Raw genomic sequence first — 23,295 nt, forward strand, 5'->3', positions numbered from 1 at the left:
CGAGCGCCTGGGATCACTCGAGCAGGAAGCCGCCGCCCTGGGGCTCAGCGCCCTCGAGGCCGCCCTCCAGCAGGCCCGCCAGCGCGCCCGCACCCTGGCCGAGGAGGAGAGCCGCCTGCTGGCCCGCACCAACGCCGTTCTGGGCGAGCTCGAGCAGGCCCGCATCAGCCTGGCCCGCCGCGAGAGCACCCAGGAGGCTCTGCTGCTCGAGCTGGCCGAACTCCCTGAAGGTCCAACAGAGGAGGGCCACTCCCGCGCGCTGGCCCGCCGCCTCAGCGAGACCGAGGCCGCCCTGGAGGCTCTGGGCGCCGTCAACCACCTGGCCGAGAGCGAGTACCAGGCCCTGGCCCAGGAAGCCGAGCAACTCGCCGGCGCGCTGGCCGAGGCCGAGGCAGGGGTGGCGAAGCTCGAGGCCGAGCTCCGGCTGGTCGAGGGCGAGTACCGCGACCGCCTCCACGCCGCCTTCCACCGCTTCCGCGACCGCTTCCACGACTACGCCCGCGCCCTGCTGGGCGCCGAGGCCCGCGTCGAGCACGACAAATCCGGCCTGCACCTCGTCCTGCAGCCCTCCGGCAAACGCACCATCGACCTGGGCCTGCTCTCGATGGGCGAGCGCACCATGGGCGCGCTGGCCTTCCTCTTCGCCCTGGCGGGCACCGCCGAAGAGGGGAGGGGCCTGCCCATCGCCGTCCTCGACGAGGTGGACGCCCCCCTCGACGAGGCCAACATCCTGCGCTTCACCGAGTTCCTCCAGCGCTTCAAGGGGGAGACCCAGTTCATCCTGATCACCCACCAAAAGCGCACCATGGAAGCCTGCGACGCGCTGTACGGCGTCACCAGCGAGCGCGGGCTGAGCCGGGTGTACAGCATCCGCCGCGAGGACGCGCTGGCCTAGCGCTGAGAGCCTGTGGCTCGAGGCCTAACCTGCCGGAAGCGAGGTCAGCATTATGATGCCTACCCCTAGCGTGGGGAGGAACAGCAGCGCGAAAAACACGCCCAGAATTGCGCGCCGCCTGCGCGATTTTTCCCTCCGCCAGCCCATCCAGGCTGCCCCGGGGGCAGCCCGGGAGAGGTAGAAGGCTACGTTCCCCAGGGTCAACCACCGAGGCGCAGGCAGGATCACCGACCAGTAATAGGCTTCCCGGTGCTGGGCCTCGAGGGCCTCGAACTGAGGGCGCGAAAGCCAGGGCCACATCACCGCCGCGAAGGACCCCCAGGCCCCAGGAGTGCTAGCCCGATGGATAGCGCCCACCACACGCTGGCCGTAGACGGGCGCATCCCTCAGTCCCCCTCGTCGATGCGGTCCACGACCTCGAACAAGCCCTCGAGGTCCATCTTGGCGTAGATGGCGCTGGTGTTGAGGTTGGAGTGGCCCAACAGCCTCGCGGTGGCGTGCAGGTCGCGGCTGGCCTTGTAGAAGCGGGTCCCGGCGGTGTGGCGCAGCATGTGGGCGCCGCGGTAGCGTTCGGGGAAGCCCAGGGCCTGGTAGTGGGCGTTGATGACCCCGCGCAGCATGCGGGCGGTCATGCCCCGGCCGCCGGCCTTGCGCCCGCCCATGTTGACGAGCAGGCGCATCTCGCCCGCCGCCGCGTAGGCCAGGCGGGTCCTGAGCCAGCGCTCGAGCTCGGCGCACAGCGAGTTGCTCAAGGGGATGGTGCGCTGCTTGGAGCCCTTGCCGCGCTTGACCTCGAGCAGCCGCTCCCGGGGGTGGACGTCGGACACCAATAAGTGAACCACTTCACTTATGCGCAGCCCGGCCTCGGCCATGAGCCGCACCGCCACCCGGTCGCGCTGCAGGGTGGGTTCGGAGGGGTCGAGGCGGGCCAGCAGTTCCTTGTAGAGGTTCAGCGGCAGGGCCGGGCGGCGCTCGTAGGCCGGGGTGGGGTCTCGAGGCGCCACCACGCCCTGGGGCAACTGGGCGGCCCCGGCCCATTCCAGCGCCCGGTACAGCGCCCGCACGCTGGCCAGGTAGGTGGCGATGCTCGAGGGTTTGAGCGGCTGGCCCTCGAGGTGGCTGCCGCGGGTCTGCAAGTCGGCGACGTAGCGGTCGAGGTCGTCGGCCGTGGCCTTGAGCAGTTGCACCAGCGGGGCGGGCGAATCCGGCGGCCAGGCCCAGGCCAGGAAGTCGCGCACGCCGACCTCGTAGGTCTCGAGCGTCTTGGGGCTCAGCGTCGCGCGCTTGCGGCCCTTCAAGATCAGGTAGGTCTTGAGCAGCTCGAGCAAGGCCGCCTCGTCGCGTTCGTGGGCAGCCCGGACCGCCTCGAGCCTCCGCTTGCCGGGATCGTGCCAGTTGGCCAGGGAAACCAGCTCCATTTTCCCAGCATACCAAATTTCCCTTAATTTATCTTAGGGGAAATACCCGCAATTCGGACCCTCGGGGGGCCGCCCGCCAGAGCCGGCAGGCCCCTCATCTCCGGTTAACCCGGCCATGCGGAGAAAGACGCTGCCAGAGGGCTTAACCTCGCGTTTAGTCACCGCACCGGCCCCGAGGCGCCCTGCTTATACTTCAAGCTATGACGCCTGAGGTTGCAGCTCCCATCGTTGTCGCCTCAACCGTGGTGATGGCCCTGCTCTTCGTCAGCTTCGTGGCCCCCAAGAGTGAGGAACGCAAGGCCTACGCGCGGGTCAGGGCGATCGGCCGGATGTCGCGGCTCGCCCGCAAGAACAACACCGTGCTGCGCTACCACAACGGCATGCCGTTCGTCATCACCTTCCACCGCCACGGCTACAGCTACGTCCTCGAGGGCCGCCAGGTCAGCCGCGAGCGCCTGGTGAAGGCGCTGGGCGTCGGGGCCGAGGCCGTGGTCGCCAAGGTCGAGAAGGAAGAGGCCATGGCCGCGCCCAACCCCACCTTCATCACCCTGCCCGGCTGAAGGTGCCCTCCCCCAACGCTGCAAAAAACCTCCCGGGGATGCCCGGGAGGTTTCGTTGGGGCAGAGTTTAGCGCTCGCGCGGGTCGAGGGCGTCGCGCAGGGCGTCGCCCAGCAGGTTCCAGCCCAGGCCGAAGAGGATGATGGTGAGGGCCGGGTAGAACGCCACGTACCAGTACTCGAGGCGGTTCTCCGCGGTGCCCTGGATCCAGGCCCGGGCGAAGCTGATGAGCTGGCCCCAGTCGGTGTAGCCCGTCGGCAGGCCGATGCCCAGGAACGACAGCGCGGCGGCCGAGAGCGGGATGGCGCCCAGGTCGAGCACCGCGATGACGGTGATGGCGGTGAGCGAGTTGGGGATGACGTGGCGGAAGATGATGCGCCAGTCGCTCGCCCCCAGCGCGCGGGCCCCGTCGACGAACTCGAGCGAGCGCGTCTTGAGCACTTCCCCGCGCACGATGCGGGCGTATCCTGCCCAGCCCACCAGCACGAAGGCCAGGATGATGAAGTTCAGGCTCTTCCCCAGCAAGGACGTGATCACGATCACCAGGATCAGGCTCGGGAAGGCGAAGATCACGTCGATGAGCCGCTGGATCACGTTGTCCACCCAGCCCCCGAAGTAGCCCGAGATCGCCCCGAGGGTGATCCCGATGAGGAGCTGGAAGAAGACCACGGTGATCGCCAGCTTCAGCGCGGTGCGCGTGCCCCAGATGATGCCGTACCACACGTCGTAGCCGTTGCTGGTGCCGAAGACCGGGCGCACCTCCCCGGCCTCGGTCGCGATGGGCTTGAGGGGCGGCGAGGGGACCTGGGTGAAGTTGATGCGGGCGATCTGGTAGCAGCTCGCCGGGGCGGCGAACATCAGCCGCCAGAAGCCGGAGTGGGTGGGGGTGAGGGCCTCGGCGGTGGTGGTCGCGCCCACGTCGCGCAGGCAGTTGTTGCCCACCGGGGGCGGGGGCGCGAGCAGGGGGGCGAACAGCGCCACCAGCAAGAACATGCACACCAGGAAGAAGCCGAAGACCGCCAGGCGGTTGCGGCGGAAGCGCCGCATCACCCTCGAGTTCCAGAAGGTGTCGCGCCGCGCGGCGCTTTGGGTAGCAGGCACGGCGCTCATCAGTCGAACCTCACTCTCGGGTCGATCAGGGCGTAGATGATGTCCACGGCCAGGTTGGCGAGCACGGTCAGGATGCCGCTGAGCAGGGCGAAGCCCAGCAGGCCCGGCACGTCGAAGCGGGTGGCGGTCTCGGCCCCCCAGCTCCCGATGCCCGGCCAGGCGAAGATGGTCTCGGTGAACAGCGCCCCCGAGAGCAGCCCCAGCACCACGAAGCCGCCGATGGTGGCCACGGGGATGAGCGCGTTGCGGCGGGCGTGCTTGAGGTTGACGGTGCGCTCGGGCAGGCCCTTGGCCCGCGCGGTGCGCACGTAGTCCTGCGAGAGCACCTCGATGAGGCTCGAGCGCATCACCTTGATCATGCCCGCGGTGATCACGGTAGAAAGGGTGATCACCGGCAGGAACATGTGGTGCAGCACGTCCCAGAACACCGGCCAATTGCCCGCCAGCAGCGCGTCGATGCTGAGCATGCCGGTGACGCGGGGGACGGGGTTGATGATGAGGTTGACCTGGTTCTCCGGCGAGAGCTGCCCGGGGCCCGGGGCGACGCCCAGCAGGCCGTAGAAGATCACCAGCAGGATGATCCCGAGTACGAAGGTGGGGATGTTGTTGGTGACGACGGTGAAGACCCGGGTGAACTGGTCGATGAACCTGTCCTTGTTAAGGCCCGCCCTCGTCCCCAGCCAGATGCCGAAGCCCAGGATGGGCAGCAGCGAGAACAAGGTCAGCTCGACCGTCGCGGGGAAGCGCTCGATGATGGTGTCGATCACGGGCTTGTTCGAGGCCTTGGAAAAGCCGAGGTTCCCTTGCAGGACCTCCCGCAGCCAGTTCCAGTACTGGACGTGAAAAGGCTGATCGAGCCCTTTCTCCCGGATGATGGCCTCGAGGTTGCGCAATTGGTTCTCGTTGGTCACGAAAGCCGCGGCGCGCTCGGCCGGGGAGAGGGTCTGCATCAGCCCCACGATGGCCAGCGACAGGGCCAAAAGGACCAGCGGCAGGGCCATCAGGCGGCGAAGGATAAAAGCTGTCATCCAATGTTCCTCAGTCTGAAAAAGGGGGCCCCGCGCCTACAGCGACGCGGGGCCCAAAAACCTTTAGAGACCAGCCTTGCTCAGCAGCCTCCAGACGTTACCGGTGATGCCGGAAGCCATGATGTTGTAGTTCTCCTCCACGCCCTTCACACGGTCCTGGTAGGCCAGGAAGCCGATGCCGGCGGGCATGAGGATGTAGTAGGACTGCTCGTAGGCGCGCTGGCCGACCTGGCTGTACAGCGCCTTACGCTTGGCCGGGTCGATGGTCTGGCGCGCCTGGTCGAGCAGCTTGTCGAGCAGCGCGTCCTTGAAGTTGGCGCGGGGGTTGTAGTAGCCCTTGGAGTGGTAGAAGGTGTAGAGGAAGTTGTCGGGGTCGGCGTAGTCGGGGGCCCAGCCGATGAGGATCATGGCCTCCTTACCCTCCTGGCTGGACTTGAGGAACTCCGACCAGGGCTTGGCCTGAAGCTCGACCTTGAACTTGGGGTTGAGCTTCTCGACGTTGGCCTTGAGGATCTCCATCGCCGTCTGCGAGGCCACGTTGTTGGCGCGGTAGCTGGCGCGCAGCACGAAGCCGTTCTGCCAGAGCTGGCCGCCGAAGGCCTTACGGAAGAAGGCCGCCGCCTGCTTGGGGTCGTAGGTGTAGGTCTTGACCTTGGGGTCGTAGCCGAAGAACATGTCGGGCAGCAGCATGGTGCGCTTGGTGCCCTTGCCGAGCTGGACCTCCTTGATGTAGCGGTCGTAGTCGAAGGAGTAGGCGAAGGCCTTGCGCACGTTGACGTCGGAGAAGAAGTTGGCGGGGATGCCCTTGCCGTCGAGCTTGCCCGAGCCCAGGATCGCCGGGTCCTTGATGTTCTGGTTCATGAAGATCGCCGACGACACGTTGTTGGGGATGCCGTCGTAGATCTTGACGCCGGGCACGCCCTGCAGCTGCGAGAGCACCGAGCGGGGGCCGGTTTCGACGAAGTCGGCGTCGCCCTTCTTCAGCGCCTCGAGGCGGGCGGCCTGCTCGGCCACGGTCTGCACGATGACGTTCTCGATCTTGGGCTTGCCGCCCCAGTAGCCGTCGAAGGCGCGCAGCACGGTGGTGGCGGTGTCACGGCGCACGAGCATGTAGGCGCCGGTGCCGCTGGGCCGCTTGGAGAGGTTGGAGTCGGTGAGGTCCTTGCCCACCCACTGCTTCCAGGTGGCCTCGGTGCCGTCCCACTCGCCGATGGAAGCGGCGTGCTTCTTGTCGACGATGGCCTGCCCGGTGTAGGCGAGCTTCACCAGGAAGGCGGGGTCACGGGCCGGGAGGGTGAGCACGAGCTGGCCCTGGGCGTTGCACTTGACGGCGTTGGAGATCTTGGCCCAGGTCACCGCCTGGGGGTCGTCGGCGGCGTTGGCGGAGGTGCCCAGCAGGCTCTCGGCGATGAACCAGTTGCCCGAGTCGTGGTTGTTGGTCACCAGGTTGCGGCGCAGGCTGTACTCCGCGTCGGCGCAGGTGAACTCGTTGCCCGAGTGGAACTTCACGCCCTTGCGCAGGGTGAAGGTGTAGGTGCGGCCGTCCCCCGAGACGTTCCACGAGGTAGCGAGCAGGCCCTCGAGCTCGGACACGCTCTTGCCCTTGTAGGTCACCAGGGTTTCGTAGATGTTCTCGACGAGTTCACCGGAGCCGGTGTCGTAGGTTTGGCCCGGGTCGAGGGTCGGGTAGTCCGAGCCGTGCATGATCACCAGCGTGTTGTTGGGCACCGCGGCGAACGCTGCACCAGCAGCGAGGGCCAGGGCGCCGGCCAGAAGGGTCTTACGCATATAAGCCTCCATTTGTAATGGATAGCAACAGGGATTAGCCGCTATCCGCTAAACGAACACCTGGACCCTAGCAGGTCCGTCTGCGTTTGGCATCCAGGCACGGGCTAAGCCTAACAGTAAGCTTGACCGAATGCAATTTCCACCGTTTGGTGGATATACATCGGGATTAACCCGATCGGAACGGCTACTCGAAAATGAGATGGCGTCTTGAGCTGGCGGTAGGGTGCCTATCACCTCTTCCCCATCCGAGCCTCAAGGAAGCGATGGCGGCGGTGCTAGAATGGCGCTCATGCTGACTTCGGTTCCCGGCACCAACGACGTCTTCGCCCAGAGCAAGGAGTACCCCTTCCGCGAGCCCGTCTTCCGCTACATCACCCAGACGGCCGAGCAGGTGCTGCGCTCGAGCGGGGCCCAGATGATCCACACCCCCATCTTCGAGTACGCGGAGGTGCTGCAGAAGGGGGTCGGGGTGACTTCGGACATCGTGGTTAAGAAGGAGATGTACACCTTCGAGGACCGGGGCGGGCGGGTGCTGGGGCTGCGGCCGGAGCCCACCGCCTCCATCGTGCGGGCCTACAACCAGCACGGCATGAAGGTCTGGCCCCAGCCGGTGCGGCTGTTCACCTGGGGGCCCATCTTCCGCGCCGAGCGCCACCAGAAGGGGCGCTACAAGCAATTCCACCAGGTCGACTACGAGGCGCTGGGCTCGGCCGACCCGCTCGTCGACGCCGAGGCCATCGCGCTGATGGTGCAGATCTACCGGGCGCTGGGGCTGAAGGGCCTCGAGGTCAAGCTGGGCTCGGTGGGCGACCCCGAGGACCGCGTGCGCTACAACGACTACCTGCGGGGGCTGTTCCGCCCCTACGCCCAGGGGCTCTCGGAGGACTCGAGGGTGCGGCTGGAGTCCAACCCCATGCGCATCCTCGACTCCAAGAGCGAGACCGACCAGCGCATCGTGGCCGAGGTGGGGGTCCGGCCGATGCTCGAATTCCTGGGGCTCGAGGCGCGGTCCTTCCACGAGAGCGTGGCGGGCTACCTGGAGAAGCTCGGGGTGCCCTTCACCGTCGACCCCTCCATCGTGCGCGGGCTCGACTACTACGTGCGCACCGCCTGGGAGGTACACCACAGCCGGATCGGGGCCAAGTCGGCCCTGGGCGGGGGCGGGCGCTACGACGGCCTGTCGGAGATGCTGGGCGGGCCGAGGGTGCCGGGCGTGGGCTGGGGCATCGGCATCGAGCGGGTGGCGATCGCGCTCGAGCAGGAAGGCGTGGAGATCCCCGCCGACCCCGCGCCCGACCTCTACCTCGTGCCCCTCGACGAGGCGGCCAAGCTCGAGGCCCTGCAGATCGCCCAGCGGCTGCGCCCTGCCTTCCGGGTCGAGATGGCCTACGCGCCCAAGAGCCCGCGCAAGGGCCTGGAGGAAGCGCTCAAGCGGGAGGCCCGCTTCGTGGGCCTGCTGGGCGAGGCGGAGCGGGCCCGGGGCGTGGTCACGCTCAAGCACCTCGAGACGGGCGACCAGCGCGAGGTGAGCTGGGAAGCGCTCGGCGAGGCGCTGGGGCCGGTTCCCGGCGTGCGGCTGTGAGCAGCGCGCGCCGGCAGGAACAGAAATGGGGTGTAGGGCCGGGTTTTAGACCCGGCCGATCGCTTTAAAGCCGCTGCTTGAAACTGTTACGGGCGGCACTTCTCCCCTGCCCTGTCGCCGGATGTTATTAAGTGAATATGTTCACGATAAATCTAGCTCGTGAAACTTTTGTTTGCCAGGGATCGGGGGTGCCACAAGCGCTTTGAACGGTAAACTATTCACCATGCGCCGGACGCACTACTGCGGCAACGTCAACACGTCGAACGTCAATGAGCAAGTGGTTCTCGAGGGCTGGGTCAACCGGCGCCGCGACCTGGGCGGCCTGATCTTCATCGACCTGCGCGACCGCGAAGGATTGGTACAGGTGGTGGTGCAGCCGGAAAGCCCGGCCTATGCCGAGGCCGACCGGGTGCGCTCGGAGTGGGTGGTGCGGGTCACGGGCACCGTGCGGGCCCGGCCCGCCGAGCAGGTGAACGCCAGGATCGCCTCCGGCGAGGTGGAGGTGGTGGCGGAGGGGCTCGAGGTGTTGGCCGAGGCCAAGACCCCCCCCTTCCCCGTCGACGCGGCCTGGCGGGGCGAGGAGGACCAGGCGGTCTCGGAGGACATCCGCATGCGCTACCGCGTGGTGGACCTGCGCCGCCGCGCCCTGCAGCGCAACCTGCGGCTGCGCCACAAGGTGGTGGCGGCCATCTACCGCTTCCTCGACCAGGAGGGCTTCATCAGCGTCGAGACCCCCTTCCTCACGCGCTCGACGCCGGAGGGGGCCCGCGACTTCCTGGTGCCCAGCCGCCTGCAGCCGGGGCAGTTCTACGCCCTGCCCCAGTCGCCCCAGCTCTTCAAGCAGATGCTGATGGTGGCGGGCTACGACCGCTACTTCCAGATCGCGCGCTGCTTCCGCGACGAGGACCTGCGCGCCGACCGCCAGCCCGACTTCACCCAGCTCGACCTCGAGATGTCCTTCGTGGACCAGGAGGACGTCTTAGAGCTCAACGAGCGGCTGGCGGCCTACGTGTTCGAGGAGGCATTGGGCGTCGAGCTGCCCATCCCCTTCCCCCGCATGACCTACGCCGAGGCCATGAACCGCTACGGCTCCGACAAGCCCGACCTGCGCTTCGGGCTGGAGATGCGGGACGTGACCGAGCGCTTCCGGGGCGGGGAGTTCCGGGCCTTCGCGGGCGCGGAGGTGGTCAAGGCGCTGGTGGCGCCGGCGGCGCTGTCGCGGCGGGAGATCGAGGAGCTCGAGGCCATCGCCAAGGGCAAGGGTGCGGCCGGGCTGGCCTGGAGCCGCTACGAGGGCGGGGCCTTCAGCGGGGGCATCGCCAAGTTCATCCCCGAGGGGCTGGCGCGGGAGCTGGGCGTGCAGGAGGGCCAGACCGCGCTGTTCGTGGCGGGGCCCTGGCGCAAGAGCGTCGAGAGCCTGGGCGCGGTGCGCCTGGAGTTGGGCAAGCGCCTGGGGCTGGCCGAGGAGGGCTTCAAGTTCTTGTGGGTGGTGGACTTCCCGCTGCTGGAGTGGGACGAGGAGAACGGGCGCTGGACCTACATGCACCACCCCTTCACCTCGCCCAACCTCGAGGATCTGGAGCTGCTCGAGCGCGACCCCGGCAAGGTGCGGGCCCGCGCCTACGACATGGTGATGAACGGCACGGAGGTGGGCGGGGGCTCGATCCGCATCCACCGCCGCGACCTGCAGGAGCGGATGTTCGCGCTCCTGGGGATCGGGCCCGAGGAGGCGCAGGAGAAGTTCGGCTTCCTGCTCGAGGCCCTCTCCTTCGGGGCGCCGCCCCACGGGGGCATCGCCTGGGGCCTCGACCGCTGGGTGGCCAACATGGCCGGCGAGGACTCCATCCGCGAGGTCATCGCCTTCCCCAAGAACAAGGAGGGCCGTGACCCGCTGACCGAAGCCCCCAGCCCGGTGGCCGAGGCCCAACTGGCCGAGCTGGGCATCGCCTTGAGGAAGTCCGATGGGTAAAGCAGGCCTCCCCTACTTACTGGTGGACGCCTTCGCCGAAGCGCCCGGAGGCGGCAACCGCATCGCGCTGGTGCTCGACGCCCGGGGCATGGACGCGGCCCAGATGCGGCAGGTGGCGCTCAAGCTCGACCAGCCGCAGGTGGCCTTCGTGACCGACTGGGAGGGCCTGAGCTTCGAGGTGCGCTACTACACGCCCTCGGGCGAGGTGGAGTTCGCCGGGCACGCGGCGGTGGCGCTGGCCCTGACCCTGGCCCGCGAGGGCATGCTGCCCGAGGGCAGCAAGAAGCTCTACCTGCGCGCGGCGTCGGAGACGCTGCCGGTGGAGCTGGTCTATGAGGGCGACGCGCCGAGCAAGGCCGTGGTGCGCGGGCCGGCCCCGCGCTTCCGCGACCCGCCCTTGTGGCGGCAGGTGCAGGAGTTCACCGAAGCCCTAGGCGCCAACGAGCGTTACCTGCACCGGGGCCTGCCCTACGGGGTGGCCTTCACCGGCTTGTGGTCGCTGTTCCTGCCCTTCGTGGCGCCGGGTCTGCTGGATGACCTCGAGCCCGACATGGAGCGCCTGAGCGAGCTGTGCGCCGGGCTGGAGATCGCCACCGTGCACCCCTACGCCCCGCTGGGCCCGCGCAGCTTCTACGCCCGCGACTTCGCCCCACTGCTGGGCATCCCCGAAGACCCGGTGACCGGCGCGGCCAACGCCGCGCTGGGCGCGCTCCTGGCCCGGGCCGGAGTGGTGCCGCGCTGGGAGGAAGCCGTGAAGCTCACCGTGCTGCAGGGGCACAAGCTGGGGGTCCCCGGCCAGGTCGAGGTGCGGGTGGAGTACGCCCCCAGCGGCGAGTTGCAGCGGGTGTACTTCGGGGGCACGGCCGTACTGGCCGAGTCGGGGATCCTGGAGCTGTGACGCCACAGGTCGCGCGTCAGGAGGCTCGCGGCGTGCGGGGGAAGCACCCGTTCTTGTCCCTCCCCGCCAGCGTCGAGGGCCGAGGCGTCTGGCGTTTGGCGTACGGCGTAGGACGTACGACGTACGACCCGCGTTTTGCGTTTTGCGTTTAGCTATCGGCTATCAGCTATCGGCTATCGACCATCGACCATCGACCCACTTGGAGGCGCTCAGGATGATCGGGCTGGTACTCATCGACGTGGACGGCACCCTCTACGGGCCCGGCGGCGTGCCGGAGTGCGCCTGGCAGGCCGCGGCGCGGGCGCGGGCGGCCGGGGTGCGGCTGGCGCTGTGCACGGGGCGGCCAGGGCGGGGGTTCGCCCTCGAGTACGCCCGGCGCCTCGACCCGGAGGGCTTTCACATCTTCGAGTCGGGGGCGGTGGTGGTGGCGGGGGACGGGCGGCCGGTGCACACCCGCTCGCTGGGGCTGGGGGCCTACCGGGCACTGCTGGGGCTGAGCCGGGCGCACCTCATCCCCTTCGAGGTGTACACCGCCGAGGGCGGGTTCTTCATCGAGCAAACCCACCCCGACCTCGAGACCCACCAGCTCATGCTGGGCTTCCCGGCGGAGGTCCGGCCGCTGGACGAGCCGCCCGGCACGGTGATCCGGGTGCAGTACGTGGCGCCGGTGGGGACGCTGTGGGACACGGTGCGCGCGGAGGTGCGGCAGGTGGCGGGGGCCGAGCTCCACGAGGCCACTAGCCCCGGGATGCCGGGGGTGATCTTCAGCTCGGTGACGGCGCAGGGGGTCTCCAAGCTCAGCGCGGCGGCCTGGGTGGCCGAGCGCTACGGGCTGGGCCTGGAGGGCTGCGCGATGGTGGGCGACGGGGAGAACGACCTCGAGCTGATCCTGGCCGCGGGGCTGGGGGTCGCCATGGGCAACGCGCCCGACGCGGTCAAGCTCCGGGCCGACCGGGTGGTGGGCCGGGTCGAGGACTGCGGGCTGGCGGAGGCCCTCGAGGCCGCCCTCGCCACGCGGGCCGCGCCGGGCGAAGGGCCGCGATGATTCGCCTCATCGCCGTGGACCTCGACTGGACCCTCGTGCACCCGAGCCAGGGGGTCCCGGAGTCGGCCTGGCGGGCGGTGGAGGAAGCCCGCGCCGCCGGGGTGCGCTTGGCGGTGGCGACCGGGCGGCCCTTCGGGGGCTTCGGGCTGGAGTACGCCCTGCGGATGAACCCCGAGGGCTACCACGCCTTCAGCAACGGCAGCCTGATCGCCCGGGGCGCCGAACTGGTCCACCGCGTGGCGATGCCGGAGGCCACCTACCGCCGCATGGTGCTGCACTCGAGAGAACAGGGCCTGCCCTTCTACGTCTCGGGGGCCTCGGGGAGGCTCTACAGCGAGAACCCGCCCCGCGAACTGCACCGCTTCGCCCTGCGGATGGGGGTGGGCTACGAGCGCGTGGACCTGCTCGAGCTGCCCGAGCCCTGCGTGGGCGGGGTCTTCGTGATCACGGGCGGCCTGTGGGACAGCCTGCGCCCCTCGCTCACGGCGGTGGAGGGGCTCGACTGGCTGGAGTACGTGGTGGGCGAGGGCGAGGTGGTGGCGGTGGCCGACCCCAAGGGCGTCTCCAAGGCCAGCGCCCTGCGCTGGATGGCCGAGCGCTACGGGCTGGCGATGGAGGAGGTGGCGATGATCGGCGACAGCCTCAACGACCTCGAGGCCATCCGCCAGGTAGGCCTGGGCATCGCCATGGGCAACGCCGAGCCCGCCATCCTGGAGGCGGCCGACGCGGTGGTGGGGCGCCTGGAGGAGGACGGCTTCGCCCAGGCGGTTAGACTGTGCCTGGAACCGTCCGAAGTGAGGTGAGCCATGCCTGCGATGTGGGCCGAGATCCAAGAGCTTATTAACCGCTTCCCCGGCAAGGTGGGCGTGTGGCTGGAGAACCTCCACAGCCACGAGCAGTACGCCCACAACCCCGACTGGAAGGTCTACGCCGCGAGCACCATCAAGCTGCCCATGCTGTGCTACGCGCTGAGCACCGGCGCCGACCTGCGCCAGGCGGTGCCGGTCAAGCCCGAGACGGTGGCGGGGGGCTCGGGGGTGCTCAAGGACCTCTCGCCGGGGCTCTCCTTGCCCCTGCTCGACCTGCTCACGCTGATGATCGTCGTCAGCGACAACACCGCCACCAACGTGGTGCTCGACTTCTTCGGCCACAAGGAGCCCTTCAACGCCTACTACCAGGCCCAGGGCTGGCGCAGCACCTACAGCGCCGGGATGCTCTCCCTGCCCGACGACCGCCCCGACCCCCGGCGGGCGAAGGGCGAGGCCTCCACGGCGAGCGCCGAGGACCTGGGCCTGCTGCTCAAGCAGCTCTGGACCGGCCAGCTCCTCCCCCCCGAGGCCACCCAGACCGCGCTGTCGATCCTCTCGAGGCAGCAGTTCACCTTCTTCCTGCGCTACCTCCCCGCCGACCTCGACGACCTCGAGGAGGGCACCGCCCCGCTGCGGCTGTACGCCAAGTCGGGCGAGATCCGCAAGTGCCGCCACGACGCGGGCATCCTGGCGCGGGAGGGCGCGGCCTACTCGCTGGTGGTGCTCACCGAGACCGACGCCGACCCGCGCTTCCACCCCGACCACCCGGCGGTGCTGCTCATCGGCAAGATCGCCTCGGTGCTCTACCAGCACCGGCTGAGCTGATGCCCGATTCGGTCGGTCCGGCGCCGGACCGACCCGGCCGATTGAACCCGGTATGAAGGCGCTCTGGCCCAAAACGACGCCCTCCCCGTTGCCGGGGAGGGCGATGAGCACCGGTACCTCGAGCCCGCCTAAAGCCGCCCGGCCTCGATGATCTTGCTCAGGAAGGCGCGGGTGCGCTCCTGCTGGGGGTTGCCGAAGATCTGCTCGGGCGGGCCCTCCTCGTGAACGACGCCCTGGTAGAGGAAGCAGACCTTGCTGGCGACCTCGCGGGCGAAGCTCATCTCGTGGGTGGCGAGCACCATGGTCATGCCCTCGGCGGCCAGCTCGCGCAGCAGGCTCAGCACCTCCGAGACGAGCTCGGGGTCGAGGGCGGAGGTGATCTCGTCGAGGAGCAAAAGCTGGGGGTCCATGGCCAGGGCCCGCACGATGGCGACGCGCTGCTGCTGGCCGCCGGAGAGCTGGTCGGGGTAGGCCTTGGCCTTGGCCTCGAGCCCGATGCGCCTCAGGAGCTCCATGGCCCTGGCCTCGGCCTCGGCGCGGGACATCCTCAGCACCTGCACGGGGGCCAGGGTGACGTTTTGCAGCACGCTCATGTGGGGGAAGAGGTTGAAGCTCTGGAAGACGATGCCCACCTTGCGCCGCAGGCGGTCGAGGTCCACGCCGGGGCCGGTGATGCGGTCGCCCTCGAGCCGGATCTCCCCCGCGCTGATGGCCTCGAGGCCGTTGATGCAGCGCAGCAGCGTGCTCTTGCCGCAGCCCGAGGCCCCGATGAGGCAGACCACCTGGTGCTGCTCGACCTTGAGGTTGACGCCCTTGAGCACCTCGAAGTCGCCGTAGCGCTTGTGTACGTCGCGGATCTCTAGGAAGCTCATAGTCTGGCGAGGCCCCTCAGCCGCGCGTGCGGCGCTTCTCCTGCTCGAGCAGCCGGTCGACGAAGCGGGTCTGGGGGATGGTGATGAGCATGAACAGCAGGGCCACCGTGGTCACGGCGGAGAGGTTGAACTTGTTGGAGGCGATGATCTTGGCCTGGTTGAAGCCGTCGATCACGCCCACCACGTTGACGAGCGCGGTGTCCTTCTGCAGGGCGATGAAGTCGTTGAGCAGGGGCGGGATGATGCGGCGCACCGCCTGGGGGATGATCACGAAGCGCAGGGTCTGGCCGAAGCTCAGGCCCAGGCTGCGGGCGGCGGACCACTGGCTGGGGTGGATGCTGTCGAGGCCCGCGCGGTAGACCTCGGCCACGTAGGCCCCGTAGCTGATGGTGAGGGCCAGGATCGCCAGCCACTCCGGCGGCCAGTCCCGCACCACCGGCACGTTGGCCAGGGGCAGCCCCAGCGCGATGAGGTAGATGCTGATGATGGTGGGCAGCCCGCGGAAGACGTCGGTGTAGAGCGTGGCGAGGAAGCGGATGGGCTGCCCGGCGCGGCCCGGGATCATGCGGGCCACCGCGATGACCAGGCCCCAGACGAGGATGAAGACCTCGGCGACGCAGAACATCCACACGTTCTTCCAGAACGCCTGCAGCACTAAGCCGAAGGAGCTTCGGATGAGCTCGAGGCGGAAGAAGGTCGCGCCCACCGCCCCGTCGTTGGCCAGGAGGAACTGCACGCCCAGGAACACCAGCAGCACGGCGGCCCCGTAGCCGATGGCGTACTGGGCCCACTCCCGCGACTCGGCGGTCTTGACCCGGGCGGTGATGAGGTCTTTGAGGGCCAGCCCGGCCCGGGCCTGCCCCGCGGCCCGCAGCGAGCGCAGCACCGGCACCAGCAGCAGCAGGGGCAGCAGCCCCACCCCCACCAGCGCGGCGTCGAGCAGGGTCCCGCCGAGCTGGTTGCGCTCGAGGATGCGCTCTAGGCCCAGCAGCACCCACCACGCGGCCAGGACCACCAACCCGCACACCGCCAGCGCCACCAGGGCCAGCGGGGTGGGGTCTTTCGGAATTGAAGGGGCGCTCGAGCGCCCCCGGTTCGGGTCAACTGGGTTCACGGCCAAGGCCTTAAGGCTTTCAGGGCTTGAGGTAGGGGATGGCGGTGGGGTCGCCGCCGAACTCCTTGGAGAGGTAAGCCTGCGAGAGCTTCTTGAAGGTGCCGTCGGCGGCCATGGTCTTGAAGATTTGGTCGAGGACGGCCTTGTTGGCCGAGCCCTTGGGGTAGATGGCCCCGTACTCCTCGCCGGTCTTGTACTGCCCGACGACCTCGAGCGCCCCGTTGGACTGCCGGGCCTGCACCAGCACGATGGCGGTGTCGAGCATCACCACGTCGACCTGGCGGGCCTGCAGGGCGGTGAACATGTTGGGGGTGTCGGGGAAGACACGCACGTTGTTGGCCGGCACCTTGAGCACGTCCTTCACGAAGTCCACGGCCGTGGTGCCCTGCTGCACGCCGATGCGCAGCGTCTTGATGTTGGAGGCGTCGACCTTGGTGCCCTTGCGCACCAAGAGCCCCTGGTCGGAGGAGAAGTAGGCGGGCGAGAAGTCGACGACCTTCTTGCGCTCGGCGGTGATGGTGACCTGCGAGAGGGCGAGGTCGAAGGCCTTGGTCTGCCCGGCCACCAGCGCGTCGAAGGAGACGTTGACGATCTTGACCTGGTTCAGCCCGGCACGGTGGGCGATGTTGGCCGCCAGGCAGTACTCGTAGCCGCTCTTGATGGTCTCGGGGGTGTCGCCGTTCCACCAGCCCGGGGCGGGCAGGTTGGTCTGGACGGTGAGGACGCCGGGAGTCACCGGGTTGAGCTTGAACTCCCCGCGCTTGCCGTAGAGCTCACAATCGCCGATCTTGACGGTGTTGGTCTGGGCCTGCACACCGAACAGGGCCACCGCCCCGACCGCCACCAATCCCACGAGCGCGTACCAGCGTTTAGCCATACCTTTCCTCCATGTAGAACTCGCCGCCACAATACCGAAGCTTCACGGCAGCGTCAAGCAAGGGCGGGACTTAAGCCCCACCCTCTAGGGCCTGCGCCAGCAGGCGGTGGAAGTGGTGGACCCCCTGCTCACGCTTGACGCTGAAGCGGCCCCGGTCGTAGAAGCGCGACTTCACCCCCTTCTGCACGGCCTCGACCACCACCTCGTCCTCGCGCTCCACGCGGTCGAGGGCCGCGCCCGCGCCCTGCTCGAGCTTGCCGGCGTCCCAGACGTAGGGCAGGAAGGAGACCTTGGTGAGCTCGGGGCCCAGAGGCCGCACCACGTTGACGGAAAGCCCCCAGGGGTAGAAGTTGAACATGAGGTTGGGGAACACCCAGTAGTAGTAGGCCCCCACGCGCTTGCCGTAGTCGGGGGAGTCCTTGGGCAACTCGAAGGCGGCCTCGCCGTCGGCGGCCACGCCCAGTTGCAGGTTGCACCAGTCGTAAAGCTCGGAGGTGTAGCTGCCGTAGTCGATGGCGCTGTTGAGCGAGGCGTGGATGTAGGGGATGTGGAAGCCCTCGAGGTAGTTGTCGCAGTAGAGCACCCAGTTGGCCCGCACCAGGTAGTCCCGCGCGCGGCTGGGGTCGAAGTAGAACTGCCGGAAGGGCATCCAGCCCACCCGCTCCTGGATGGGCCTGAGGACCTCCTCGAGCGCGTGCTGGGGCTCGAGCGAGACGAAGAGCCACTTGTCCTGGCCCCACAGGCCGAAGGGGATCTTGGGCAGGTGGTCCTTCTCGCTGGGGAAGCCCTTGACGCCGTCGAACTCGGGCATGGCCTGGAAGCAGCCGTCCATGCCGAAGCGGCGGCCGTGGTAGCGGCAGCGCAGGTAGCGGGCGTTCTGGTCGCCGCTCTCCGCCACCAGCATGCCGCGGTGGGTGCAGACGTTGGAGAGCACGTGCAGCCGGTCGTCGTAGTCGCGGGTGATGACGAGGGGCTCGTCGAGGCAGCCCTCGAGCAGCGTCAGCGGCTTGACGGTGCCGGGTGCCTTGAGCTCGTCGGTGTCCCCTACCCACTGCCAGCTACGGGCGAAGACCTTATCCTTGCTGGCTTCGTAGAACTCCTGGCTCTTGTAGAAGGCGGCAGGGAGCGTGGAGGCCTCGGCGGTGTCGGCGGCGACGTCGAGTTTGGGCTTCATAGCCCAGAGTCTACCGCCTGGGAGAGGGCGTGCCGAGCACGGGTATTATGTGAACAGATTCACGATAAATTTAGCTCGTGACAAGATTATTCGCTAAATCGAGGAAGAGCCGGTGAAGGCGGAAGTCGCCGGTGAGCTCGGGGTGGAAGCTCGAGGCCAGCAGCCTGCCCTGGCGCGCGAGCACGACGTCCTTGCCGTGGTAGGCCAGGACCTCGACGCCCGGCCCCACCCGCGTGATGGCCGGAGCCCGGATGAAGACCGCGTGGAAGGGCTTGTCCAGGCCCTTGACCTCGAGGTCCTCCTCGAAACTCGCCACCTGCCGCCCGAAGGCGTTGCGCTCGACGGCGATGTCCATGAGGCCCAGCCGGGGCTGCTCGGGGTAATGGGGGATCTCCCGCGCCAGCCAGATGGCCCCGGCGCAGGTGCCCCACACCGCCAGGTCCCCCGCCTCGACCCGCCGCGCCACCGCGGCGTCGATGCCGTACTCCCGGGCTAGCTTGCCGATGGTGGTGGACTCCCCGCCCGGCACGATCAGGCCCTGGAGCCCGGCTAAGTGCTCGGGCTTACGCACCTCGACGGCCTCGGCGCCCAGGCGCTCGAGCATCTGCTTGTGTTCCCTGAAGGCCCCTTGCAGGGCGAGCACGCCGATTTTCACAGGTCCATGCTGGGCAAGGAAGTGGTACGGGTCAAGAGCCAATAGCGCGGCTTGGAGAGCGTACCAATTGGGGCTTTCAGCGGTCGGCGATCAGCGAAGAGCGGAAGGCCCGTGGCGTGTGGCTCGTGGTGGAAAGGAACCCCTCCCTGCGCGCGGGGAGGGTTTATCCCCCCTGGCCCCCCTTGTTAAGGGGGGCGGAGAAAGGGCGTTTAGCGTTCGGCTATCGGCTATCAGCGTTTAGCTATCGGCGTACGGCGTACGACCCGCGCCCAGCGCCTACCACCCGCGCTTGGCGAGCTTCTCTTCCTCGTGCAGCTCGTCGAGGTTGATGCCCACCATGGCCTCGCCCAGGTCCTCGGAAACCTCGGCCAGGATGGCGGGGTCGTTGTAGTGGGTCACGGCGCGCACGATGGCACGGGCGCGCTTCTTGGGGTCGCCCGACTTGAAGATGCCGCTGCCCACGAACACCCCGTCCATGCCGAGCTGCATCATCAAAGCGGCGTCGGCGGGGGTGGCCACGCCGCCGGCGGCGAAGTTGACCACCGGGAGGCGACCGTTCTCGTGGACCCAGCGCACGAGCTCGTAGGGGGCGCCGTTTTCCTTGGCGAAGGTCATGAGCTCCTCGACGGGCATGGCCTGGATGCGGCGGATGCTGCCGAGCACGCTGCGGGCGTGGCGCACGGCCTCGACCACGTTGCCGGTGCCGGCCTCGCCCTTGGTGCGGATCATGGCGGCCCCTTCCCCGATGCGGCGCAGGGCCTCGCCGATGTTGGTCGCGCCGCACACGAAGGGCACCTTGAAGGCGTGCTTGTCGATGTGGAAGGACTCGTCGGCGGGGGTGAGCACCTCGGACTCGTCGATGAAGTCCACGCCCAAAGCCTCGAGGATCTGCGCCTCCACGAAGTGCCCGATGCGCACCTTGGCCATCACCGGGATCGAGACCGCGCCCATGATCTCCTTGATGACCTTGGGGTCGGACATGCGGGCCACGCCGCCCTGGGCGCGGATGTCGGCAGGGACGCGCTCGAGGGCCATCACCGCGCAGGCGCCGGCCTCCTCGGCGATCTCGGCCTGCTGGGCGTTGGTGACGTCCATGATCACGCCACCCTTGAACATCTCGGCGAAACCGGTCTTGACACGGAGGGTTCCGATCTGCATAGCAAGACGAGTCTAGCCCCCGCTTTGGCCCGGTGAAAGCGCCAATGGGGCTCGAAAAAACCCAGACCAATCGGCCTGGGTGAATGTATGGGGAGAGCAGGAATCAGGGCAGGTAGGCCAGGGGGTTGCGGGGCGAGCCGCCCACGCGGACCTCGAAGTGGAGGTGGGGGCCGGTGGACCAGCCGGTCGAGCCGACGTAGCCGATGAGCTGGCCGCGCTCGACCCACTCGCCCGCGCTCACCACGAAGCGGGACATGTGGCCGTAGAGGGTGTCCACGCCGCCGCCGTGGTCGATGACCACGTGGTAGCCGTAGCCCCAGGTGCTCCAGCCGGCCACCTGCACCTGGCCGCTGCGGGCGGCGTAGATGGGGGTGCCGTGGGGGGCGGCGAAGTCCACGCCGGTGTGGTAGCGCTGGTAGGCGCCCCGGCGGCCGAAGTAGGTGGTGATGACGTAGCTCTTGACCGGGTAGGTGTAGCCGCCCTCGCTCACGAAGTTGGAGCGGCGCACGGTGGCGGATTGGGCGACCTGCCGCCGGGCCTGGGTCTGGGCCTGCGCCTGGCGCTGGGCGGCGAGGCGGGCCTGGCGCTTGGCCTCGGCCTCCCGGCGGGCGGCCTCCTCGCGGCGGCGCTGCTCGGCGAGGCGGGCGGCCTCCTCACGGGCCTTGCGCTCGGCCTCGAGGCGGGCCTGCCGCTCGGCTTCGCGCTTGGCGAGCAGGTTGTCGTAGGTGGTGCGGGCGAGGATGCCGGGGATGAGGATCAGGTCGCCCTCGGCGACCTCGGCGGGGTTGTCGATGCCGTTGACCTTGGCGAGCTTGAGCAGCGAGACGCCGAAGCGGCCGGAGAGGTCGAGGAGGGTCTGGCCCTTGCTCAGCCGCACCAGCAGGCCCTTCTGCCCGGTGGGGATGTGGAGGACGGCGCCCTCGGTGAGGCGGTCGAGGCTGGGGATCCAGGGGTTGGCGGTGATGAGCTCGAGCTCGCTCACGCCGAAACGCGCCGCGATCCCCTTGAGGGTGTCGCGGCTGCGGACGGTGTAGGGCTCGACGCCCGGCGGGACCCGGGGCTCACGGTCGGACTGGCCGGCAGTGAGGGGGATGCGCAGTCGCTGGCCCGGCTTGAGCTTGATGCCCTCGAGGCCGCTGGAGTACATGATGGCCTTGGGGTCAACCCGGTAGCGGCTGGCGATGCCGATCAGCGTGTCGCCGCTCTGCACCGTGTAGAGCACCCAGCCTTTGTTGGCGGGGGGCTCGAGCACCACTTCGGTTCCGTCGTTTTGGACGAGCGTCGCGAGGGGCGAGTGCAGGGCAGCGCCAGCGACAACAGCTTTGAGCAACGCTTCCAAGAGCGATTCCTCCTCGGCGATGAAACGCCGCCTGAAACTCTCGCGGGATTATAACTACTTCGCCGCCAGAGTTGCAAGGAACTCTTTGTTGGTTTTGGTACGGGAGAGCCTCGCCAACAGCATTTCCATGGCTTCGGCGGGGTCCATGTCGGCCAATACCTTGCGAAGCAGCCACATCTTGTGGATGACCTCTTCGCCCAACAGCAGTTCTTCGCGACGGGTGCCGGACTTGAGGATGTCGATCGCGGGGAAAATCCGCCGCTCTTCCAGGCGGCGCGAGAGGTGGAGCTCCATGTTGCCGGTGCCCTTGAACTCCTCGAAGATCACGTCGTCCATGCGGCTGCCGGTCTCGACCAGGGCGGTGGCCAGGATCGTCAAGGATCCGCCGCCCCGGATGTTGCGGGCAGCCCCCAGGAAGCGCTTGGGGAAGTGCAGGGCTGCCGAATCCAAGCCGCCCGACAGGGTTCGGCCCGTCGGCGGCGTAACCAGGTTGTTAGCCCGCGCTAGGCGGGTGATGGAGTCGAGCAGGATCAGCACGTGGCCGCCCTCCTCGACGATGCGGCGGCTGCGTTCGTGCACGAACTCGGCCACGCGGATGTGGTTTTGGGGGGGTTCGTCGAAGGTCGAGGCGATGACCTCGGCGCCGTCGACCGACTCGCGGAAGTCGGTGACCTCCTCGGGGCGCTCGTCGATGAGCAGGACGATGACCTTGATGTCGGGCTCGTTGCGCAGCACGGCCCGGGCGACCTTCTTGAGCAGGGTGGTCTTACCGGCCTTGGGCGGGGCGACGATCAGGCCGCGCTGCCCGCGGCCGATGGGAGCCAGCAGGTCGATGACGCGGTTGGAGGACTCCTCGCCGGTGGTCTCGAGGATGATCTGGCGGTCGGGGAACTGCGGGATGAGGTCGTCGAACTTGGGGCGCTTGGCGGCGGCCTCGGGGTCGAGGTTGTTGACCGCCTCGACCTTCATGAGGGTGCCGTAGCGCTCGTTCTCACGGGGCGGCCGGGCCTTGCCCACGACGTAGTCGCCGGTGCGGAGCTGGTACTGCTTGATGAGGCCGGCGCTGACGATGACCGAGCGGGACTCGAGGGCGTAGAGGTTCTCCTGCAAGAAGCCGTAGCCGTCGGAGCTGATCTCGAGGTAGCCCTTGGCGAGGTTTAAGCCCTCGTCGGTGGCCTCCTGGCCCAGCAGGGCCATGACCAGCTCGTCCTTGCGCATTTTCTTGTAGTCTTCGATCCCCGCCTTGGCCGCCAGCAGGTGCAGCTCGGGCAGAATCTTGGCCGAGAGTTCCTGAAAACCCAGCGGCGTTTCAGCGGCGGTGCTCTTTTTTCTCATTAGGGGTTCACCTTGGCCCAGTCGTCCATGAACTTCTTCAGACCGATGTCGGTCAGGGGGTGCTGGATGAGCATCTTGAACACGCTCTGCGGCATGGTGGCGATGTCGGCGCCGGCCAGCGCGGCGTCGGTGACGTGGCGGGGGTGGCGGATGGAGGCGGCGAGGACCTTGGTGGGGAGGTTTTGCACGGCGAAGAGGTCGGCGATCTCGCGCACGAGGTCCATGCCCTCCCAGGAGATGTCGTCGACGCGGCCCAGGAAGGGCGAGACGCACCAGGCCCCGGCCCGGGCAGCCAGCAGGGCCTGGTTGGCCGAGAAGACGAGGGTCATGTTGACGCGGACGCCCTCGGAGCTGAGCACCTTGCAGGCCTTGAGCCCCTCGATGGTGGTGGGCAGCTTGACGACGACGTAGTCGTCGATCTTGGCCAGGCGGCGGCCCTCGGCGATCATCTCGGGGTGGGCCAGGCTGGTGACCTCGGCCGAGACGGGTCCCTGGACCACTTCGCAGATCTCTTTGATGGTCGGTTCAAAGGGGCGGCCCGACTTGAGGATCAGGCTGGGGTTGGTGGTGACGCCGGAGAGCACCCCCCAGGAGGCCACTTCCTTGATTTCTTCGATCACGGCAGTATCCAGGTACAGTTCCATAAAAGGCACACTCCCTCAGGTTGTCGACGCTTTGGGCTTAGGCCCAAGTCTAACCCCCAGCACAGCACCGCTGCAAGGTTTTAGCGTTTGACATCCTGTTTGGGGGTAGCTAGCATAAGCTTTACCCTATGGCAGCCGCATAGGAGTATAGGCCATGCTGCCGGGGTTGTAAAGCAAGGGCGGGGACGAGTAAGCGCCGATG

General features: G+C 68.2%; 21 protein-coding genes. 8 read left to right on the forward strand and 13 right to left on the reverse strand.

The genetic code is table 11. The annotated features are described in order from the left end of the window. Nucleotides 1–895, forward strand: an 895-nt coding sequence (locus MEICH_RS25075; protein WP_036218565.1) for a chromosome segregation protein SMC, incomplete at its 5' end; no start/stop codon positions are given. A 386-nt stretch (nucleotides 896–1,281) separates the two neighbouring features. Here the strand turns inward: MEICH_RS25075 and MEICH_RS0113675 are convergent. Next, nucleotides 1,282–2,313, reverse strand: a complete 1,032-nt coding sequence (locus MEICH_RS0113675; RefSeq protein WP_027893105.1) for a tyrosine-type recombinase/integrase — start codon at nucleotides 2,311–2,313, stop codon at nucleotides 1,282–1,284. 200 nt (nucleotides 2,314–2,513) lie between these two features. Here MEICH_RS0113675 and MEICH_RS0113680 point away from each other — a divergent pair, with 200 nt between their 5' ends. Further along, complete coding sequence (locus tag MEICH_RS0113680) at nucleotides 2,514–2,873, forward strand: hypothetical protein (protein ID WP_027893106.1); 360 nt, start codon at nucleotides 2,514–2,516, stop codon at nucleotides 2,871–2,873. Between the two features lie 67 nt (nucleotides 2,874–2,940). Here the strand turns inward: MEICH_RS0113680 and MEICH_RS0113685 are convergent, their stop codons facing one another. The 3 genes from MEICH_RS0113685 to MEICH_RS0113695 form a co-directional block, all read right to left on the reverse strand. Further along, complete coding sequence (locus MEICH_RS0113685; protein ID WP_036218566.1) at nucleotides 2,941–3,981, reverse strand: ABC transporter permease; 1,041 nt, start codon at nucleotides 3,979–3,981, stop codon at nucleotides 2,941–2,943. Then, nucleotides 3,981–5,009, reverse strand: coding sequence for an ABC transporter permease (locus MEICH_RS0113690; protein ID WP_027893107.1), 1,029 nt, complete (start codon nucleotides 5,007–5,009; stop codon nucleotides 3,981–3,983). The genes MEICH_RS0113685 and MEICH_RS0113690 overlap by 1 nt, the downstream gene beginning before the upstream one ends. A gap of 63 nt (nucleotides 5,010–5,072) precedes the next feature. After that, on the reverse strand, nucleotides 5,073–6,797 hold the full coding sequence (locus MEICH_RS0113695; protein WP_027893108.1) for an ABC transporter substrate-binding protein: 1,725 nt from the start codon (nucleotides 6,795–6,797) through the stop codon (nucleotides 5,073–5,075). A 289-nt stretch (nucleotides 6,798–7,086) separates the two neighbouring features. Here MEICH_RS0113695 and hisS point away from each other — a divergent pair, with 289 nt between their 5' ends. The 6 genes from hisS (at nucleotide 7,087) to MEICH_RS0113725 (ending at nucleotide 13,925) form a co-directional block, all read left to right on the forward strand. Next, complete coding sequence (gene hisS / locus MEICH_RS0113700; protein ID WP_027893109.1) at nucleotides 7,087–8,379, forward strand: histidine--tRNA ligase; 1,293 nt, start codon at nucleotides 7,087–7,089, stop codon at nucleotides 8,377–8,379. Nucleotides 8,380–8,602: 223 nt separating this feature from the next. Further along, nucleotides 8,603–10,348: an aspartate--tRNA ligase gene (gene aspS / locus MEICH_RS0113705; RefSeq protein WP_027893110.1), complete on the forward strand. Its 1,746-nt coding sequence runs from the start codon at nucleotides 8,603–8,605 to the stop codon at nucleotides 10,346–10,348. Next, nucleotides 10,341–11,246 (forward strand): PhzF family phenazine biosynthesis protein, encoded by a 906-nt coding sequence (locus tag MEICH_RS0113710; protein ID WP_027893111.1) that lies wholly within the window; start codon nucleotides 10,341–10,343, stop codon nucleotides 11,244–11,246. Before aspS ends, MEICH_RS0113710 begins: the two co-directional genes overlap by 8 nt. A gap of 214 nt (nucleotides 11,247–11,460) precedes the next feature. Continuing rightward, nucleotides 11,461–12,291, forward strand: coding sequence for an HAD family hydrolase (locus tag MEICH_RS0113715; RefSeq protein WP_027893112.1), 831 nt, complete (start codon nucleotides 11,461–11,463; stop codon nucleotides 12,289–12,291). Next, nucleotides 12,288–13,094: an HAD family hydrolase gene (locus MEICH_RS0113720; protein WP_027893113.1), complete on the forward strand. Its 807-nt coding sequence runs from the start codon at nucleotides 12,288–12,290 to the stop codon at nucleotides 13,092–13,094. Before MEICH_RS0113715 ends, MEICH_RS0113720 begins: the two co-directional genes overlap by 4 nt. Before the next feature lie 3 nt (nucleotides 13,095–13,097). After that, entirely contained in the window at nucleotides 13,098–13,925 is an 828-nt protein-coding gene (locus MEICH_RS0113725; protein WP_027893114.1) for a serine hydrolase, read from the forward strand. A 128-nt stretch (nucleotides 13,926–14,053) separates the two neighbouring features. Here the strand turns inward: MEICH_RS0113725 and MEICH_RS0113730 are convergent, their stop codons facing one another. The 9 genes from MEICH_RS0113730 to fsa form a co-directional block, all read right to left on the reverse strand. Continuing rightward, on the reverse strand, nucleotides 14,054–14,797 hold the full coding sequence (locus MEICH_RS0113730) for an amino acid ABC transporter ATP-binding protein (RefSeq protein WP_027893115.1): 744 nt from the start codon (nucleotides 14,795–14,797) through the stop codon (nucleotides 14,054–14,056). 16 nt (nucleotides 14,798–14,813) lie between these two features. Then, the gene (locus tag MEICH_RS0113735) at nucleotides 14,814–15,911 is read right to left on the reverse strand and encodes an amino acid ABC transporter permease (protein WP_027893116.1); all 1,098 of its coding nucleotides are present in this window, start codon (nucleotides 15,909–15,911) and stop codon (nucleotides 14,814–14,816) included. 19 nt (nucleotides 15,912–15,930) lie between these two features. After that, nucleotides 15,931–16,788, reverse strand: coding sequence for an ABC transporter substrate-binding protein (locus tag MEICH_RS0113740; RefSeq protein ID WP_027893117.1), 858 nt, complete (start codon nucleotides 16,786–16,788; stop codon nucleotides 15,931–15,933). A 70-nt stretch (nucleotides 16,789–16,858) separates the two neighbouring features. Next, nucleotides 16,859–17,962, reverse strand: coding sequence for an aromatic ring-hydroxylating oxygenase subunit alpha (locus MEICH_RS0113745; RefSeq protein ID WP_027893118.1), 1,104 nt, complete (start codon nucleotides 17,960–17,962; stop codon nucleotides 16,859–16,861). Between the two features lie 70 nt (nucleotides 17,963–18,032). Then, on the reverse strand, nucleotides 18,033–18,617 hold the full coding sequence (gene pdxT / locus MEICH_RS0113750) for a pyridoxal 5'-phosphate synthase glutaminase subunit PdxT (RefSeq protein ID WP_027893119.1): 585 nt from the start codon (nucleotides 18,615–18,617) through the stop codon (nucleotides 18,033–18,035). 276 nt (nucleotides 18,618–18,893) lie between these two features. Beyond that, on the reverse strand, nucleotides 18,894–19,775 hold the full coding sequence (pdxS, locus tag MEICH_RS0113755; RefSeq protein WP_027893120.1) for a pyridoxal 5'-phosphate synthase lyase subunit PdxS: 882 nt from the start codon (nucleotides 19,773–19,775) through the stop codon (nucleotides 18,894–18,896). 103 nt (nucleotides 19,776–19,878) lie between these two features. Beyond that, complete coding sequence (locus tag MEICH_RS0113760) at nucleotides 19,879–21,114, reverse strand: peptidoglycan DD-metalloendopeptidase family protein (protein ID WP_027893121.1); 1,236 nt, start codon at nucleotides 21,112–21,114, stop codon at nucleotides 19,879–19,881. A gap of 54 nt (nucleotides 21,115–21,168) precedes the next feature. Next, on the reverse strand, nucleotides 21,169–22,449 hold the full coding sequence (rho, locus tag MEICH_RS0113765; protein WP_027893122.1) for a transcription termination factor Rho: 1,281 nt from the start codon (nucleotides 22,447–22,449) through the stop codon (nucleotides 21,169–21,171). Next, nucleotides 22,449–23,093, reverse strand: coding sequence for a fructose-6-phosphate aldolase (fsa, locus tag MEICH_RS0113770; protein ID WP_027893123.1), 645 nt, complete (start codon nucleotides 23,091–23,093; stop codon nucleotides 22,449–22,451). Before fsa ends, rho begins: the two co-directional genes overlap by 1 nt. Nucleotides 23,094–23,295: the final 202 nt, after the last annotated feature.

It is taken from the genome of Calidithermus chliarophilus DSM 9957 (assembly GCF_000430045.1).
Classification (GTDB): Bacteria; Deinococcota; Deinococci; order Deinococcales; family Thermaceae; genus Calidithermus; species Calidithermus chliarophilus.